Source organism: Streptococcus sanguinis (genome assembly GCA_013378335.1).
Taxonomy (GTDB): domain Bacteria; phylum Bacillota; class Bacilli; order Lactobacillales; family Streptococcaceae; genus Streptococcus; species Streptococcus sanguinis_I.
In genome coordinates, this window is sequence record CP040556.1 from 1059734 (window position 1) to 1073198 (window position 13465).

At 40.3% G+C, this 13465-nt stretch carries 11 protein-coding genes and 4 pseudogenes; 12 read left to right on the plus strand and 3 right to left on the minus strand.

Translation table 11 applies throughout. From position 1 onward, the window contains the following. Positions 1–97 precede the first annotated feature (97 nt). From FFV08_05640 to FFV08_05650, 3 genes are all read right to left on the minus strand, one after another. Entirely contained in the window at positions 98–934 is an 837-nt protein-coding gene (locus FFV08_05640) for a sugar ABC transporter permease (GenBank protein ID QLB52159.1), read from the minus strand. Continuing rightward, the gene (locus FFV08_05645) at positions 934–2292 is read right to left on the minus strand and encodes a sugar ABC transporter permease (GenBank protein QLB52160.1); all 1359 of its coding nucleotides are present in this window, start codon (positions 2290–2292) and stop codon (positions 934–936) included. The genes FFV08_05640 and FFV08_05645 overlap by 1 nt, the downstream gene beginning before the upstream one ends. Before the next feature lie 79 nt (positions 2293–2371). Further along, positions 2372–3622: an extracellular solute-binding protein gene (locus FFV08_05650; protein QLB52161.1), complete on the minus strand. Its 1251-nt coding sequence runs from the start codon at positions 3620–3622 to the stop codon at positions 2372–2374. Positions 3623–3985: 363 nt separating this feature from the next. On the opposite strand from FFV08_05650, the gene uvrC reads away from it, so the two are divergent. The 12 genes and pseudogenes from uvrC (at position 3986) to FFV08_05710 (ending at position 13377) form a co-directional block, all read left to right on the plus strand. Then, positions 3986–5821: an excinuclease ABC subunit UvrC gene (gene uvrC / locus FFV08_05655; protein QLB52162.1), complete on the plus strand. Its 1836-nt coding sequence runs from the start codon at positions 3986–3988 to the stop codon at positions 5819–5821. A gap of 127 nt (positions 5822–5948) precedes the next feature. Beyond that, the gene (locus FFV08_05660) at positions 5949–6380 is read left to right on the plus strand and encodes a hypothetical protein (protein QLB52163.1); all 432 of its coding nucleotides are present in this window, start codon (positions 5949–5951) and stop codon (positions 6378–6380) included. After that, a complete protein-coding gene (locus FFV08_05665; GenBank protein QLB52164.1) occupies positions 6381–6716 on the plus strand; it encodes a hypothetical protein in 336 nt (111 codons plus the stop codon). After that, complete coding sequence (locus tag FFV08_05670) at positions 6713–7408, plus strand: hypothetical protein (protein ID QLB52165.1); 696 nt, start codon at positions 6713–6715, stop codon at positions 7406–7408. Before FFV08_05665 ends, FFV08_05670 begins: the two co-directional genes overlap by 4 nt. Beyond that, positions 7384–7863: a hypothetical protein gene (locus FFV08_05675; protein QLB52166.1), complete on the plus strand. Its 480-nt coding sequence runs from the start codon at positions 7384–7386 to the stop codon at positions 7861–7863. The genes FFV08_05670 and FFV08_05675 overlap by 25 nt, the downstream gene beginning before the upstream one ends. Then, positions 7860–9461: pseudogene (locus tag FFV08_05680) on the plus strand (hypothetical protein). Before FFV08_05675 ends, FFV08_05680 begins: the two are co-directional and overlap by 4 nt. A gap of 532 nt (positions 9462–9993) precedes the next feature. After that, complete coding sequence (locus tag FFV08_05685; GenBank protein QLB52167.1) at positions 9994–10467, plus strand: hypothetical protein; 474 nt, start codon at positions 9994–9996, stop codon at positions 10465–10467. 38 nt (positions 10468–10505) lie between these two features. Beyond that, positions 10506–10661, plus strand: a pseudogene (locus tag FFV08_05690) (50S ribosomal protein L7/L12). Between the two features lie 70 nt (positions 10662–10731). Next, a pseudogene (locus FFV08_05695) lies at positions 10732–11837 on the plus strand (IS3 family transposase). Positions 11838–11928: 91 nt separating this feature from the next. Continuing rightward, positions 11929–12417, plus strand: coding sequence for a hypothetical protein (locus FFV08_05700; protein QLB52168.1), 489 nt, complete (start codon positions 11929–11931; stop codon positions 12415–12417). A gap of 10 nt (positions 12418–12427) precedes the next feature. Beyond that, positions 12428–12913: a hypothetical protein gene (locus FFV08_05705; protein ID QLB52169.1), complete on the plus strand. Its 486-nt coding sequence runs from the start codon at positions 12428–12430 to the stop codon at positions 12911–12913. 8 nt (positions 12914–12921) lie between these two features. Continuing rightward, positions 12922–13377: pseudogene (locus FFV08_05710) on the plus strand (DUF4274 domain-containing protein). Positions 13378–13465 lie beyond the last annotated feature (88 nt).

Consider the following 13465-nt stretch of genomic DNA (forward strand, 5'->3'; position numbering starts at 1 on the left):
TCTCATATAAAAGGGAAAGAGAAGCCAAGTTCTGCATTTTCTAAGAATAAAACTTCCGATATTAACTGTCGGAAGTTTTCAATATATATAATAGATTCTATTTGACTGCCCCGCCTGTTACACCTTCTACGTAGTATTTCTGCATGAAGATGAAGAGAAGAGTGATTGGGATAGCGATGATAATCGCTCCAGATGTGAAAGGCAAGAACCATTTATTGATGGCGTCCTTATTAAGCATTTGGAAAAGTCCCAAAGCAACCGTGTATTTTTCCTTGACATCGCCTAGGATGACAGAGGCGAAGATGAAGTCGACCCAAGGTCCCATGAAGGCCATAAGTGCCGTATAAACGATAATCGGTTTTGACAGCGGCAGTGTGATAGTCCGGAAGATTTGGAAGCGGGTAGCTCCGTCGATCATAGCGGATTCGTCCAAAGAATAAGGAATGGTATCAAAGAATCCTTTGGCGATATAGAAGCCTAGAGCTGCTCCAGCTGAATAAACCAAAATCAGTGAGGTCAGGGTTTGTGTCAAATTGAGGGCTTTCAAGATGTAGTAAACCGCAATCATAGACATGAAGCCTGGGAACATGTTAAGAACCAAAGCCAGCTTGAGGAAACGGTTTTTATGCTTGAATTTGATACGGCTGAGTGAGTAAGCCATACCCACAGTAATCAAAGTAGATAGGATACAGGTTGCTGTTGCAACAATCAGGGTATTCATAAACCACTGAACAAAAGGATATGTGTTGTTATTAAATAGTCTGATATAGTTGTCAAAAGTATAAGTTTTAGGGAAGAAGTAAGGGACCGCATTAGAACCTTCACCACGGAAGCTGGTTAGAAAAATCCAGATAATCGGCGTTAGCCAGATGAGTGCTAAAACAGTCAGTAAGACGTAAATCCCTAATAAACTGAGTTTTTTTCTATTTTTCATTATTTAGCAGTTCCTTCCTTGAATGATGCGGATCTAGTATAGGCTAAGAGACTGAAGGTTGCAGAGATTGCAAAGATCAGGATACCGATAACAGATGCCAGATTGTAGTCCTTGGCAGAAACGGTTAGTTTATAGAGCCAGGTAACCAAGAGGTCAGTTGAGCCTGCCTGATAGAAGGAAGAGTTAGTAGGTCCACCGCCTGTCAGGAAGTAGATAACGTTGAAGTTGTTGATGTTCCCGATAAACTGCTGGATGAGTGATGGCGCCATAATCAAGAGAATTTGAGGGAAAGTAATGCTCTTGAAGATTTGAAGTTTGCTAGCTCCATCAATCTCAGCAGCTTCGATTTGCTCACTAGGCAGGTTCATGATAATCCCGGTCGCTACCAGCATGGTAAATGGAATACCAATCCACATATTGACAAAGATGATTGAGAACTTAGCCCAAACAGGGTCACTCAAGAATGGAATCGGATGCTGAATGAGATGAAGGCTTTGCAATAATCCGTTCAAAGGTCCATTGTCATTCAGGAAATTACGCATCAAGAGCAGGGATACGAATTGTGGAACTGCGATAGTGATAACGAAGAGTGTGCGCCAAACTTTCTTGTACTTGAGGCCTTTGGTATTGAGTAAGAGAGCTAAAACAATACCGAAGAAGAAAGTAGTAGCTGTCGCAGCAACCGCCCAAATCAAAGTCCAGCCTAAAATTGGGAAGAAGGTGCTAGCCATACGACCTGAGAAAACATGACCAAAACTAGAGAAACCAACCCAATCAAAGAGTGACTTAGGAGCTGGATGGTTATGGTCAAAGTTAGTAAAGGCCAAACAGATCATATAGATCAGAGGCAGGACGGTAAAGAGCAATACTCCGATAAGTGGAATGCTCATTAGGCCCATGTGGAAGCGGCCGTCAGCAAGTGTCTTAAAGTCCTCAACGAAGTTAGGAATCTTCTGGCCTGACTGCTTGAGAGCCATCAAGTGACGAGCACTTTTCAGATTACACCAGTAGATATAGGCGAAGACCGCACAGAAGATAAGAGAAGCAAGTCCAAAAATCAGCATCAGCATAGAGTTGTCACCAGCTACTTGAACGGTGATTTCAATGCCGTTTACTTTTTTTATAGTCTCGCCTTGCTCCTGAGTCCCAAGTGTAATCATGCCGCTAATAGCTGGTACAATCTGAACAACAAAAGCAATCAGGAAAGCAATTTCTGAGAAGAGAAAGAGCAGCCCCTTGATAAATTGTTTGTTTACGAGGTTGCTCAGCCCCATTATCAGAAAAGAGAGTTTGACATCCCAGGTTCCCTCTTTAAAGACCTGAACCATGGATGCATTGTCATAAGATGACTGAGTCATAGTATTCTCCTTATATTTACAAAGAAAGAAGTGAGAAGGCTGCCCCTCACTTCAATGCTTATTTAAATTTGCTTGAGTATTATTTAGCTGCTGCTAAGTCTTTATCAAACTGTTGCAATTTTGCGAGGAATTGATCTTCACCAAATTTACCGTTGAAAGCATCGCTGATGAGTGCAGCACTTTCAGTCCAGAAGACAGACATTTGGCTAAGTTTAGGCATAACTGTTGTGTAGGTATCAGAAGATCCCATTGTGATAACAGCTTGTGCCAAGGCATCTTTCTTCACATCTTCAGACTCTTGGACTTCTTTGTTAGCTGGGATGATGTGACGTCCTTCAAACTTGAATTGGTTTTCTTGACTTTCTTTGCTAGTAAGTGCTTGAGCCAGTTTGTAGCTTGCTGCGATACGGTCAGTGTCGCCATTTGAAGGTGTTTGGTTAACTGCGTAAAGTTTTACACCGAGGAATGCTTTTTGTTGAACATCTTGTCCACCGATATTAACAGTTGGATAAACAGAGATACCAAGGTTGTCTTTGCCGACAGCTTTTTCAGCAGCTGCATAGTCCCATGGACCAGATTGGAAAGCATCAACTGAACCATCTTCAAATTTAGCAAGAAGGTTAGCAGCATCGACGTTTACAAAACCGCTGTTGTCTCTTTGAGCTGCGATGAACTTCAGAACGTTCACACCAGCTTCGTTACCCCAGTTTGTTCCGTCCACTTGCTCACCGTCTTTACCAAAGAGAGTGTTTCCTACAGAAAGGAAGAGTGGAGCAGTAACGTAAGCATTAGCTTCTTTCAAGTTTCCGCCGAATTTAGCTTTAGATGTAATTGTTTCGTATGATTTAACATCATCAGCAGAAAGTTTTGACTTGTTATAGTAGGTTACTTGTGACTCGATACCGAATGGGAAAGCGTAAGTTTTACCTTTATACTGAGCACCAAGAGTTGCTTGTTCTGTATCGTTCTTCTTGATCTCTGCTGCATAATCAGAAGGGATTTCTTGAATAGCACCAGCTTCAACCAATTTACCAAGCTGATCGTGTGGCAGTGAGAAGACATCAGCAGCAGTACTTGCGTCCTTTGTAAGGTTTTCCTGAGCGTTTGGATCTTCCATTTCGACTACGTCAACCTTGTAGCCTGATTCTTTCTCGAACGCACTTACAGTCTCAGCATAAGAGTCTTTAGCGCCAGTAGGAACCCAAAGCTTCAGAGTTTTACTATCAGAAGAAGAGCTCTCCTTGCTGCTATTCGAGCTACAAGCTGCTAAGAGCGTTCCTGCAGCCAGCAAGCTGACACTGCCCAATACTACTTTTTTCCATGTTTTCATTCCTATTTCCTCCCGGAATTTTTATTTACAATCCTATTATGCAACCGTTTGCAATTTTTGTCAAGCCTTTTTTTGAAATTTTTTTAAAAATATATTAATTTTTCTAAAACTTTTCTATTTTATTTCTGTTTATTTAATCAAAGCCTATTAAAATGGCTGTGCAATCGCTTGCTTGATTTTGCTTAGAAAACGCTTTATTATGAAGAAAATTTTGTCTCACTCGCAATATATTTTTGGTACTTGTATGAAGAGATGATGAGAAGTTATAGTTCATCATTACCTATGAAAAGAATCAAACTTATGATTTTCTAATAATCTAGTGTCTACCTGTTGAATGCTTCCCTTTTCTGCTATAATAGACCTATGAACAAGCTAATCCAATCAAAGCTGGAACTGTTGCCGACCAGTCCTGGCTGTTACATTCACAAAGACAAAAACGGTAGCATCATCTATGTCGGAAAAGCCAAGAATCTTCGCAATCGGGTTCGTTCTTATTTCCGCGGTAGCCATGATACCAAGACGGAGGCTCTGGTTTCTGAGATTGAGGATTTTGAGTTTATTGTCACCGAGTCCAACATTGAGGCTTTGCTTCTGGAGATCAATCTAATCAAGGAAAACCAGCCCAAGTACAATATCATGCTCAAGGACGATAAGTCCTATCCATTTATTAAGATTACCAACGAAACCTATCCGCGCCTAATCATCACGCGCCAAGTCAAAAAAGACGGCGGACTTTATTTTGGCCCTTATCCGGATGTCGGTGCGGCCAATGAAATCAAGCGTCTTTTAGATCGGCTCTTTCCTTTTCGCAAGTGTACCAATCCACCTGAAAAGGTCTGCTTTTACTACCATCTGGGGCAGTGCAAGGCCCACACTATTTGCCAGGCAGACAGCCAGTATTTCAAGGAGCTAGCCCAGGAAGTAGCAGCCTTTCTCAAGGGTCAGGATGACCAGATTATTGAGGATTTACGGGGGAAAATGGCTGGCGCAGCACAAGCTATGGAGTTTGAAAAGGCAGCGGAGTACCGCGACTTGATTCAGTCCATTGGCACCCTGCGAACCAAGCAGCGGGTTATGGCTAAGGATCTGCAGAATCGTGATGTTTTTGGCTACTATGTGGATAAGGGCTGGATGTGCGTACAGGTCTTCTTTGTCCGTCAGGGCAAGCTAATCGAACGTGATGTCAACCTTTTTCCCTATTACAATGATCCGGATGAAGATTTTCTGACCTATATCGGCCAGTTCTACCAGGAAAAGTCCCATCTCAAGCCCAATGAAATTTTGATTCCGGCAGATATTGACGAAGAAGCTGTCCGAGCCATGGTCGATACCAAGGTGCTTAAGCCACAGCGAGGCGAGAAGAAGCAGTTGGTCAATCTGGCTATCAAAAACGCCCGAGTCAGTCTTCAGCAGAAATTTGACCTCTTGGAGAAATCTATTGAAAAGACTCAAGGGGCTATCGAGAATCTAGGGCAGCTCCTTAACATTCCGACACCTGTTCGTATTGAGTCTTTTGATAACTCCAACATCATGGGGACCAGTCCTGTATCGGCTATGGTGGTCTTTGTCAATGGTAAACCAAGCAAGAAGGATTATCGCAAGTATAAGATTAAGACTGTGGTAGGACCTGATGACTACGCAAGTATGCGTGAGGTCATCAAGCGGCGCTATAGTCGGGTGATTCGGGATGGACTGACTCCGCCTGATTTGATTGTCATTGACGGTGGACAGGGCCAGGTCAATGTCGCTAAGGAAGTAATCCAGGAGCAGTTGGGATTGGATATTCCTATCGCTGGACTGCAAAAAAATGACAAGCACCAGACCCATGAATTGCTCTTTGGTGACCCTCTGCAGGTTGTAGAATTATCCCGCAATTCGCAGGAATTTTTCCTACTCCAGCGTATCCAAGATGAGGTCCACCGCTTTGCTATTACCTTCCACCGCCAGCTCCGGTCTAAAAATTCCTTCTCATCGCAACTAGATGGCATTGAAGGCTTGGGACCAAAACGCAAGCAAAATCTTATGAAACACTTCAAATCGCTAACCAAGATTAAAGAAGCCAGTGTTGACCAAATTGTTGAAGTCGGCGTACCACGAGCAGTGGCAGAAGCAGTGCGGGAGAAGTTGAATTCGAAAACTCAGGAGCAGGAACAAGCACAGTTGCGAGAGGTGGCGGAGCCACAAATAGGTTTGGAGTAGATGGGATTTTTTAATCATTAAGTGATTAAAAAATAAAACAATATATCTGGTATAAAAAACTGCTAAAAGTGTAAAAGGAATAATAATTATGGTAAACTAGAGGCAGCAAAAGAATGCGAGGTGTAAAATGGCAAGCGATGCAGAATTAAAAAGTCAGTATTACAGTGTCAAAGCGGATCTAGACCGTTACCGGAGAGTACGTGATGGTATTTCCAGTCATCGGCTAGATTACAAACGTTCTACTTCAGATATGGAAGATTATATCAGCTATATTGAGAGTATTGTTAATACCATTGATAGTGAAAGTGGTTATTTTTACTTGGAGTCAGCTTCGAGCAAATTAAAAGAGCATAAGCAAGTCCTACAGGATTATGTAGACTTTGTGCAGAATTCTAATTCGTCCTTTATAAGCCTTTATAATGATGTTGTAGCCAAGATTAGCTCTTTAGAATCTCAGCTAGAAAGTATTAAAACAGAGTACAATAAAGGCAAGAAGCACTTCAATAGACTTGGTTTGGATGAAAATCCGCTTGATTTTTTTGGAGGAGGCATCTTTTAAATGGATACAAATATCAATAGCATTCAAGATAGATTTTCTCATGATACAATTCGTTATGATGATGGAGAACTAAGGAATATCATCTCTCATCTTAAGACGCTCCATGATTTAATCAATACAACTATTCCTTCTCAAGTTAACACCTTGGCACAAAAAGATTCGCTCTGGTCGGGTGAGACTAAGGAACAGTATTTGGGACTTAAGGACTTCATTGAACAGTATCAGGCAGATTTTGCAGAAGCAGTAGGAAAGCTTCACGAAGCTACTGACGGCTTAGAAACTCTCTTTTATCACATCAAAGATGCACAAGTACTGAAGGATATAGAAAGCAAATGATATTTACACTAGAATCTTTATATGCTCTGCATATGCTGAATTATAATGGTTACTCTGAGGATTTGTTTCTGCTTCCTCTTCCAGAACTTACCGATGAGGAGAAGCCTGTGCAGCTCAAGCAGATACTGGAAAAAGGTTTTTCTGACCTCCAGTCTATGGGGCTTATTGATGAAAATAGTGATCCGACAACAGCCTGCATGGCCAAAGCTGTCTATCTTCAAAAGTACCAAGAGGCCTATTCTCACTGCGAAGTAGATGATAAGTATTTTTGTGCCCAGTTAGTAGACTCCAATCGTTGGTATCATATCGTCATTGAAAAAGTAGACAAAAACGCCTATAGATTGGATCGTATACATAGCTTCCAATTTTTAGGTACGGTTATAAAGGAGCATCTCTTCTTGAGTGAGAAGATACCAGAACGAGATCCCAATCCAGCAGCGGCGGAATGGAGAGCCTATTCTGAAGAGAGATTGATTATCTACTATGGTAAAGCCCCTGCTTTGAGAATTACGTCATACTCAGGACAAAATAAATCCAGAGATTATCTTTATCTGAATGCGCCTTCGGCTATCTATCAGTATGATGTTCTTGAGCAGAGAATCCGCTCTATCAGTACTGACGAGTTAAAGAAAGAAATCATCAACCAGTTGAAAGTGAGGATACAACCATGCCAAAAATTAGTATTTCCTTAACAGAACAGGAGGAATTACTGTTAGCATCCCGTGAGCTAGCAACAAGCTCTAGCCAGCTAACAACTCAATTGCAAGGTCTGATTGATAAAATTCCTGCTGTATGTAAAGAAGGATCTCTCCAATCTCGTCTGGGTGAACTTCCTCTCAATCATTTCACTGCAAAAGCGCAGACTTTTCAGGCGCTAACAGAGCTTCTTTTTCACCATATACAGGCAACCTACCGTGGCTTTATCGATACTGATAAACTTTTAGCAGCGGATATTGTCAATGCGGCCTTGGTAGATCCAAACCTAGATTCTGAAACTCGTCAAGCCTTAGAGCAGGATCCTCAGAAAGCTTTTGAGTTGACACGTGATGGTTTGAAAAAAGATCAAGCAGCGCCAGACTATAAAGGACCTAAGTCAGAGGAAGCCATACTTTATAGTGGTCAGACTTCTCAGGGAGGTGCTTCATGACAGAGTACTATACTAATAAAAGCGACTTAGAGCAGGGGAAGCGGATTGGTTGGTTTGAGGATAATGTTAGTCAAGTCAAGGATCTACTTAAAGATATTTCTGAAACAGCTGAAATCGTCAAGAATAATGATTTATCTCATCTTTATATTGCTCAAGGTGGCGCGACCCTAGGCAAAGATATGCCAGAAAAAACATTCGTTGATTCTGAACATAGAATCTTAGACATGATGGAAGAGATGAAACGGGTGCATCGGGAGATTGTCCAAAACATTGAGAACAAGTACATAAGTGGTTTGGAAGATGCGATGGAGGCTCTGAATAAGATCAATGAAGGGAAGAATAAATATAAGTCTGAGCACCTGACCTATGAAGAAACGTACACCTATCAGACATCTTATCAGACAGGCTATGGCATACAGACAGCTAAGGGCAAACGTAAAGCCTATTACAGCCTGTCCGATATCTTGAACAGCGATAAGAGCCCTATCTCATCAGCTGCAGCTAAATATCAGGATAAGCTCAAGGTCGCCAAAGAAAACCTTGCAAAGCTGGAAGCGGAAGACAAGGAGACCTATGATAAAGTCAAAGACCTGTCTGAGAAAGAGCTAGTTGAGACTTTCTTCCCTACAGAACTAGGTGAATACAAACGTCTTAAATCTACTTGGTCAAAGGATAATGAATGGTGGCTAGGTTGGGTGGATATAGGTGTCAAGGTCGTTGGAACAGCAGCCTTGGTTGTCGGAACATTCGCATCTGGTGGAACTTTAGCTCCAGTAGCTTTGGGTCTGGGAACAGCCCTTCTAGGTGGAGAAGCAGCTTATCGCGCTATCTCCGGAGAAACCATTACAGGCGATGTCCTAACGAATGAGCAGAGAATATGGGCCGGCGCAGAGGCAGTTACTACTCTTGTATCAGGCGGTCTTGGTTCCTATCTGAAGGGAGCTAGTATTGCAGAACGGACAGTCTCCCAAGGCTTGCTCAATGCGGATAAGGTTGCTCGTTTAGGAGCTAATGCCTATGATGTTGCCCAGTTTGGCCATGACTTTATCGAAGATCCGCAAATGGCCCTGACTAACCTAGCAACCAGTCAGCTAATCGGTAGAACGGTGGGGCATCTTGGCCAGCGCTTTCAGACTTATCGAGCTAGTAAAGCAGCAGATGTTAATCTGGGAAGCGGAAAGGCAGCTTCCTACAAAGGAAGTATTCGGGAACGACTAGGTAATTCTTGGACAAATGTCAAGACCAAGGTCGGAAATGTCCGAGCCCAAGCTAGTCAGGGTTGGGATGACTTCAAAATGAAGACTGCCAATAAGATGAATCAAACTCTTGCCTCAGGAGGAGAGAAGCTATCTAAGAACTTGGATAACCTTAATGCGAAATGGGGAGCTCAAAAGCAAAACTTCCAGAGAAATCTGACGGCTATGCAAGGAGGTCTTGTTCCTGAGTTTCAGTTGGCAGGAGGTGCCCCAGGCATTGGAGTCAACCCTAATTTCTCTGAAAGTATGGAAAACTTATCTCAAAAGATCCAGCAGTTTTCTGTCAAGCGCAGACAGCAGATTCAGGATTTTGAGGGTGTTGGAGGAAATAGTAGTTCAAAACATTTGCTTAATAAAGATGGTATATTTGATAATCCTGAGCTTGAAGAAAGATATCAAAAGTATGTTCAGGGTAAACAAAAGCTTGGTATTGAAGCTGATAAAATTCGAGACCGGTTGGATTGGAAAGAGGCAAGTGATTATTATACTCAAAATTCCCCTATTGCTCGCGGGAACAGGTTTAATGAGACTGTTAAAGAAAGTGATTTGTATCAATATCATGAAGTGAATTTAGAGAGCGGAAAACGTCTAGATTCTTACGATCCTGATTTTGGGGAGATCATATCTCGTAAAGCTACAGATTTAGATAAGATTCAGGAGAAGACATTTAGAGGGTATTTAGAAGAAATTCACGATAAATATTCTGTTGGCGAAACTATTCGTTCAAACGCATATCCAGAGCTGGATGGTTTAAAGTTAGAAGGTAAATATATACTGGAAATTCCTGCAAGTAATAGATTTTTGCCGGATATTGAAAGGTATAAAAACATTGCAAGAGAATACAATGTCGAATTAAGATTTACGGAGGAATAGAATGGTATTGAACCCAAAAGTTGAAAAAGCTTTAAAGGAAATTAATTTTGTAGAAAGGTATGAGAATATTTCTAAAAAATACAGTAGGGAAAGAACTCCAAAAGGAGAGGAATTAGATTATTTTGATGGCGATTTTCTGATGGAGATTGTGGAATTATTAGGCTACAAAGTTCATTATGATAAACGAGAACATTTTTTCTATATTGATTTGGAATCAGTCGAAAAATTTCAATTTGGTTTTCATTTTGCTCTTAAATCAGGTAGACTAGAATTGATTTGGGTTGTTTATGAAGAAGATGAAGTGCTCCTTGGGTCTCCTTGGACTAGATATGCTAGGTTGATGATTGATCGTGATTATATTATAAAACAACCAATTATTTCCGACTACGTTGATTTTCGGGATGTCATGAAAATCGCTTTTGAAATGTATGAAGATTTTAAGCAAGCATTTTTGAAGATTGCTGAAAAGCAATAATTTTAAAAATTACAATTAACTCTAAGTTTATTTTAGTCATGAAAACAGTAGATATAATAATCAAATACATTACAAATAAAACAATGACATATAAGGTACTAAGAGAGTTTACTCCATTCTCTTTAAGTGAAATAAAGTCTAGAATAGAAAAACACAAACCGGTAATGTCAGTCAATGATTTGAAACTAGATGAATTTGAATCGGTTACACTAAACTAGACAGATTTTATAAAGTGTTCTACACTAAAGAAAAGAGGAGAACAATATGTCTAGAAAAACTCGCCGTCACTTCACAGATGACTTCAAACAACAAATCGTTGATCTTCATAATGCTGGTATGAAACGTAGTGAGCTTATCAAAGAATATGATTTAACACCTTCTACCTTTGATAAGTGGGTCAAACAGGCAAGAACGACTGGTTCCTTTAAGTCTGTTGATAATCTCACCGATGAACAACGTGAGCTCATTGCTCTTAGGAAGCAAAATAAAGAGCTTGAAATGCAATTAGATATCTTAAAGCAAGCAGCAGTGATTATGGCACAAAAAGGGAAGTAATCACTGCTAATAAGGATAAATATTGCATTTAAGCCATGTGTCGTTGCTTGAACATCCCTCGTGCTAGCTATTACTACAAAGCCATAGAACCAAAGTCTGAGGCAGAGCTTGAAGAAATGATTAAAACCATTTTCCGTGAGAGCAAGTCTAGATATGGTGCTAGAAAACTCAAGAAATGTCTGGAAAACGAAGGGATTATCTTGTCTCGTCGGCGGATTCGTCGCATCATGAAGCGATTGAATCTCGTATCCGTCTACCAGAAGGCTGCCTTCAAATCGAATTCTAAAGGGAAAAATGAAGCACCTATTCCAAACCTATTGGCTCGACAATTTGACCAAGAAAAGCCACTTGAAGCAATTGTAACAGATTTGACCTACGTCCGTGTTGGAAATCGTTGGGCTTATGTTTGTTTGATCATTGACCTCTTCAACCGTGAAATTATTGGTCTGTCAGTTGGGTGGCACAAGACTGCAGAGCTCGTCAAACAAGCCATTCAAAGCATTCCTTACGCGCTTACCAAAGTCAAGCTGTTCCATTCTGACCGTGGTAAGGAGTTTGATAACCAGCTGATTGATGAGATGCTAGAGGCATTTGGCATCGCTCGGTCTCTAAGTCAAGCAGCTTGTCCCTATGACAACGCCGTTTCTGAGAGTACTTACCGTGCCTTCAAACTCGAGTTTGTCAACCGAGAAACCTTCCATTCGCTGAAAGAACTAATCCTTAAAACAAAGGACTACGTTTACTGGTGGAATCATCATCGCATTCACAGCAGTCTTAACTACCAAACTCCAATCGCTAAGCGAATCAGCTCTTAACAAAAAACACTTTATAAATTTTGTATAGAAAAGTGTTGCCTTTTCAGCTAAGGTAGCTTTTTCGGCGTCCTAAGTTCAGAAGGGAATCAAAATGAAATTTACTCTTAATCTAAATCTTTTGCAATTTATGCAAAAATTAACAGAATCGCTAGAAGGATATATAGGTAATTCGGATTATAAGGAATTTGTGTGTGAAACGTTAGAAATTGCAGGCGGGTTTATTGATAGGCTTAGTGAGTCTGACCCAGGTTTATTGTATGATAGATTGGAAAATTTAGACGAGGAAGACATCTTAACCTATTCGGAGCTGGATAAAAGCACCGATCCAGCTGTGTGGAGATGTATTGATTCGTTCATTGCGTTAGTAGTTTATCATTCATACAAAGCAGTTGGACAGCGGTATTTGCCCCAAACCATAGAGTGTGTTGATGAAGATACGCTCGAAGATTATTTTATTCATTATAAACAACTGGTTAAAAGGTACAATGACATTGCAAGGAGAACGAAATTGCTTGAGGAGGAGGCGAGCTTTGTAGATCCGTCTGTTAGCAGTTATTTGAAATTTTTATTTGAGGAGTAAATGCGAGCATATGAATACTAATCAACTTTACCTCATGCTGGTCTATTCAGAAGCTATCTTAAGTCATATGGAAACAGAATATAAGCCACAAATTCGAGTTGCCTTGGACGCTTGCTGGAGTTTTGTGGAGAACAGAAACAAAACGGGAAAAGAGCTTTACGGTCTGCTAGATGATGGAACTGATTTTAAGGGAATTTTCATCTACATGCAATTAGACGAGAATGAGGCTAATCTTCCATCTTGGGACAATCTTAGCTATGCAATCGGAGCAACTGCTAAGGAAGCTTATCTGCTGGACAATCAGCAACTGCCGTCCCCTTTGGAAAATATTGATTCAATTTTAATAGACTTATTTATTGCGAATTTAAAAGAAATCAATATCAATTTTTATAATCATCTTGAAGAAATTGAAAATTTTGTGCTGATGGATTCATCGCCTTCAAAAAATAATGCCTTGAAAAAATTAGATAGCTTAGCTTTATTAGAAGGGAGTTGACGTTTGAAATGGATAATCGATAAATTCAACAAATATCTGATATTTTGTATGCTGAAAGCAATGCTAAAGCTGTGGCGAGCCTTGAGAAGCTTCAAACTGAAGATGAACTGTTTGTCTTGCTTGACAATTTTAACTGGAATAATGGATTTGAAGTGCCAAAAGCAGTGCTAACTCATCCCAAATGTAGTCTTTCAGTGGCTTTATTAGCTCTTTATCGTGCAGATGGTATCAGGTATTTACTTGAGGGAGAAGCGGCCTTTGCAAATTCTTTATCTAAGGAATGGGAAGATTTTGTAAAAGATTTCTATAATAAAATTTTCAGAAAGAAATTTCCGCATGGGAATATCATTTTTCAACCCGAAATAACGAGAATTCAAAAGTTTAAACTTAAAAAATTAAAACCGGCATTAAATACAATTTTCCTTGATGAAATTTCTGGGAAAGATTTGAATATAATAATTTAATCAAATAATTAGTTAAACATCTGAAAAATGAAAACCTAAACCGAGACTTGAGATATCTATGAAAAATCAAAACTAATGTCTTTGATCA

What these genes read in the sequence shown, in the direction of transcription:
- FFV08_05640 (QLB52159.1), bottom strand. Translation starts at nt 934, where the DNA reads ATGAAAAATAGAAAAAAACTCAGTTTATTAGGGATTTACGTCTTACTG.
- FFV08_05645 (QLB52160.1), bottom strand. Translation starts at nt 2,292, where the DNA reads ATGACTCAGTCATCTTATGACAATGCATCCATGGTTCAGGTCTTTAAA.
- FFV08_05650 (QLB52161.1), bottom strand. Translation starts at nt 3,622, where the DNA reads ATGAAAACATGGAAAAAAGTAGTATTGGGCAGTGTCAGCTTGCTGGCT.
- uvrC (QLB52162.1), top strand. Translation starts at nt 3,986, where the DNA reads ATGAACAAGCTAATCCAATCAAAGCTGGAACTGTTGCCGACCAGTCCT.
- FFV08_05660 (QLB52163.1), top strand. Translation starts at nt 5,949, where the DNA reads ATGGCAAGCGATGCAGAATTAAAAAGTCAGTATTACAGTGTCAAAGCG.
- FFV08_05665 (QLB52164.1), top strand. Translation starts at nt 6,381, where the DNA reads ATGGATACAAATATCAATAGCATTCAAGATAGATTTTCTCATGATACA.
- FFV08_05670 (QLB52165.1), top strand. Translation starts at nt 6,713, where the DNA reads ATGATATTTACACTAGAATCTTTATATGCTCTGCATATGCTGAATTAT.
- FFV08_05675 (QLB52166.1), top strand. Translation starts at nt 7,384, where the DNA reads ATGCCAAAAATTAGTATTTCCTTAACAGAACAGGAGGAATTACTGTTA.
- FFV08_05685 (QLB52167.1), top strand. Translation starts at nt 9,994, where the DNA reads ATGGTATTGAACCCAAAAGTTGAAAAAGCTTTAAAGGAAATTAATTTT.
- FFV08_05700 (QLB52168.1), top strand. Translation starts at nt 11,929, where the DNA reads ATGAAATTTACTCTTAATCTAAATCTTTTGCAATTTATGCAAAAATTA.
- FFV08_05705 (QLB52169.1), top strand. Translation starts at nt 12,428, where the DNA reads ATGAATACTAATCAACTTTACCTCATGCTGGTCTATTCAGAAGCTATC.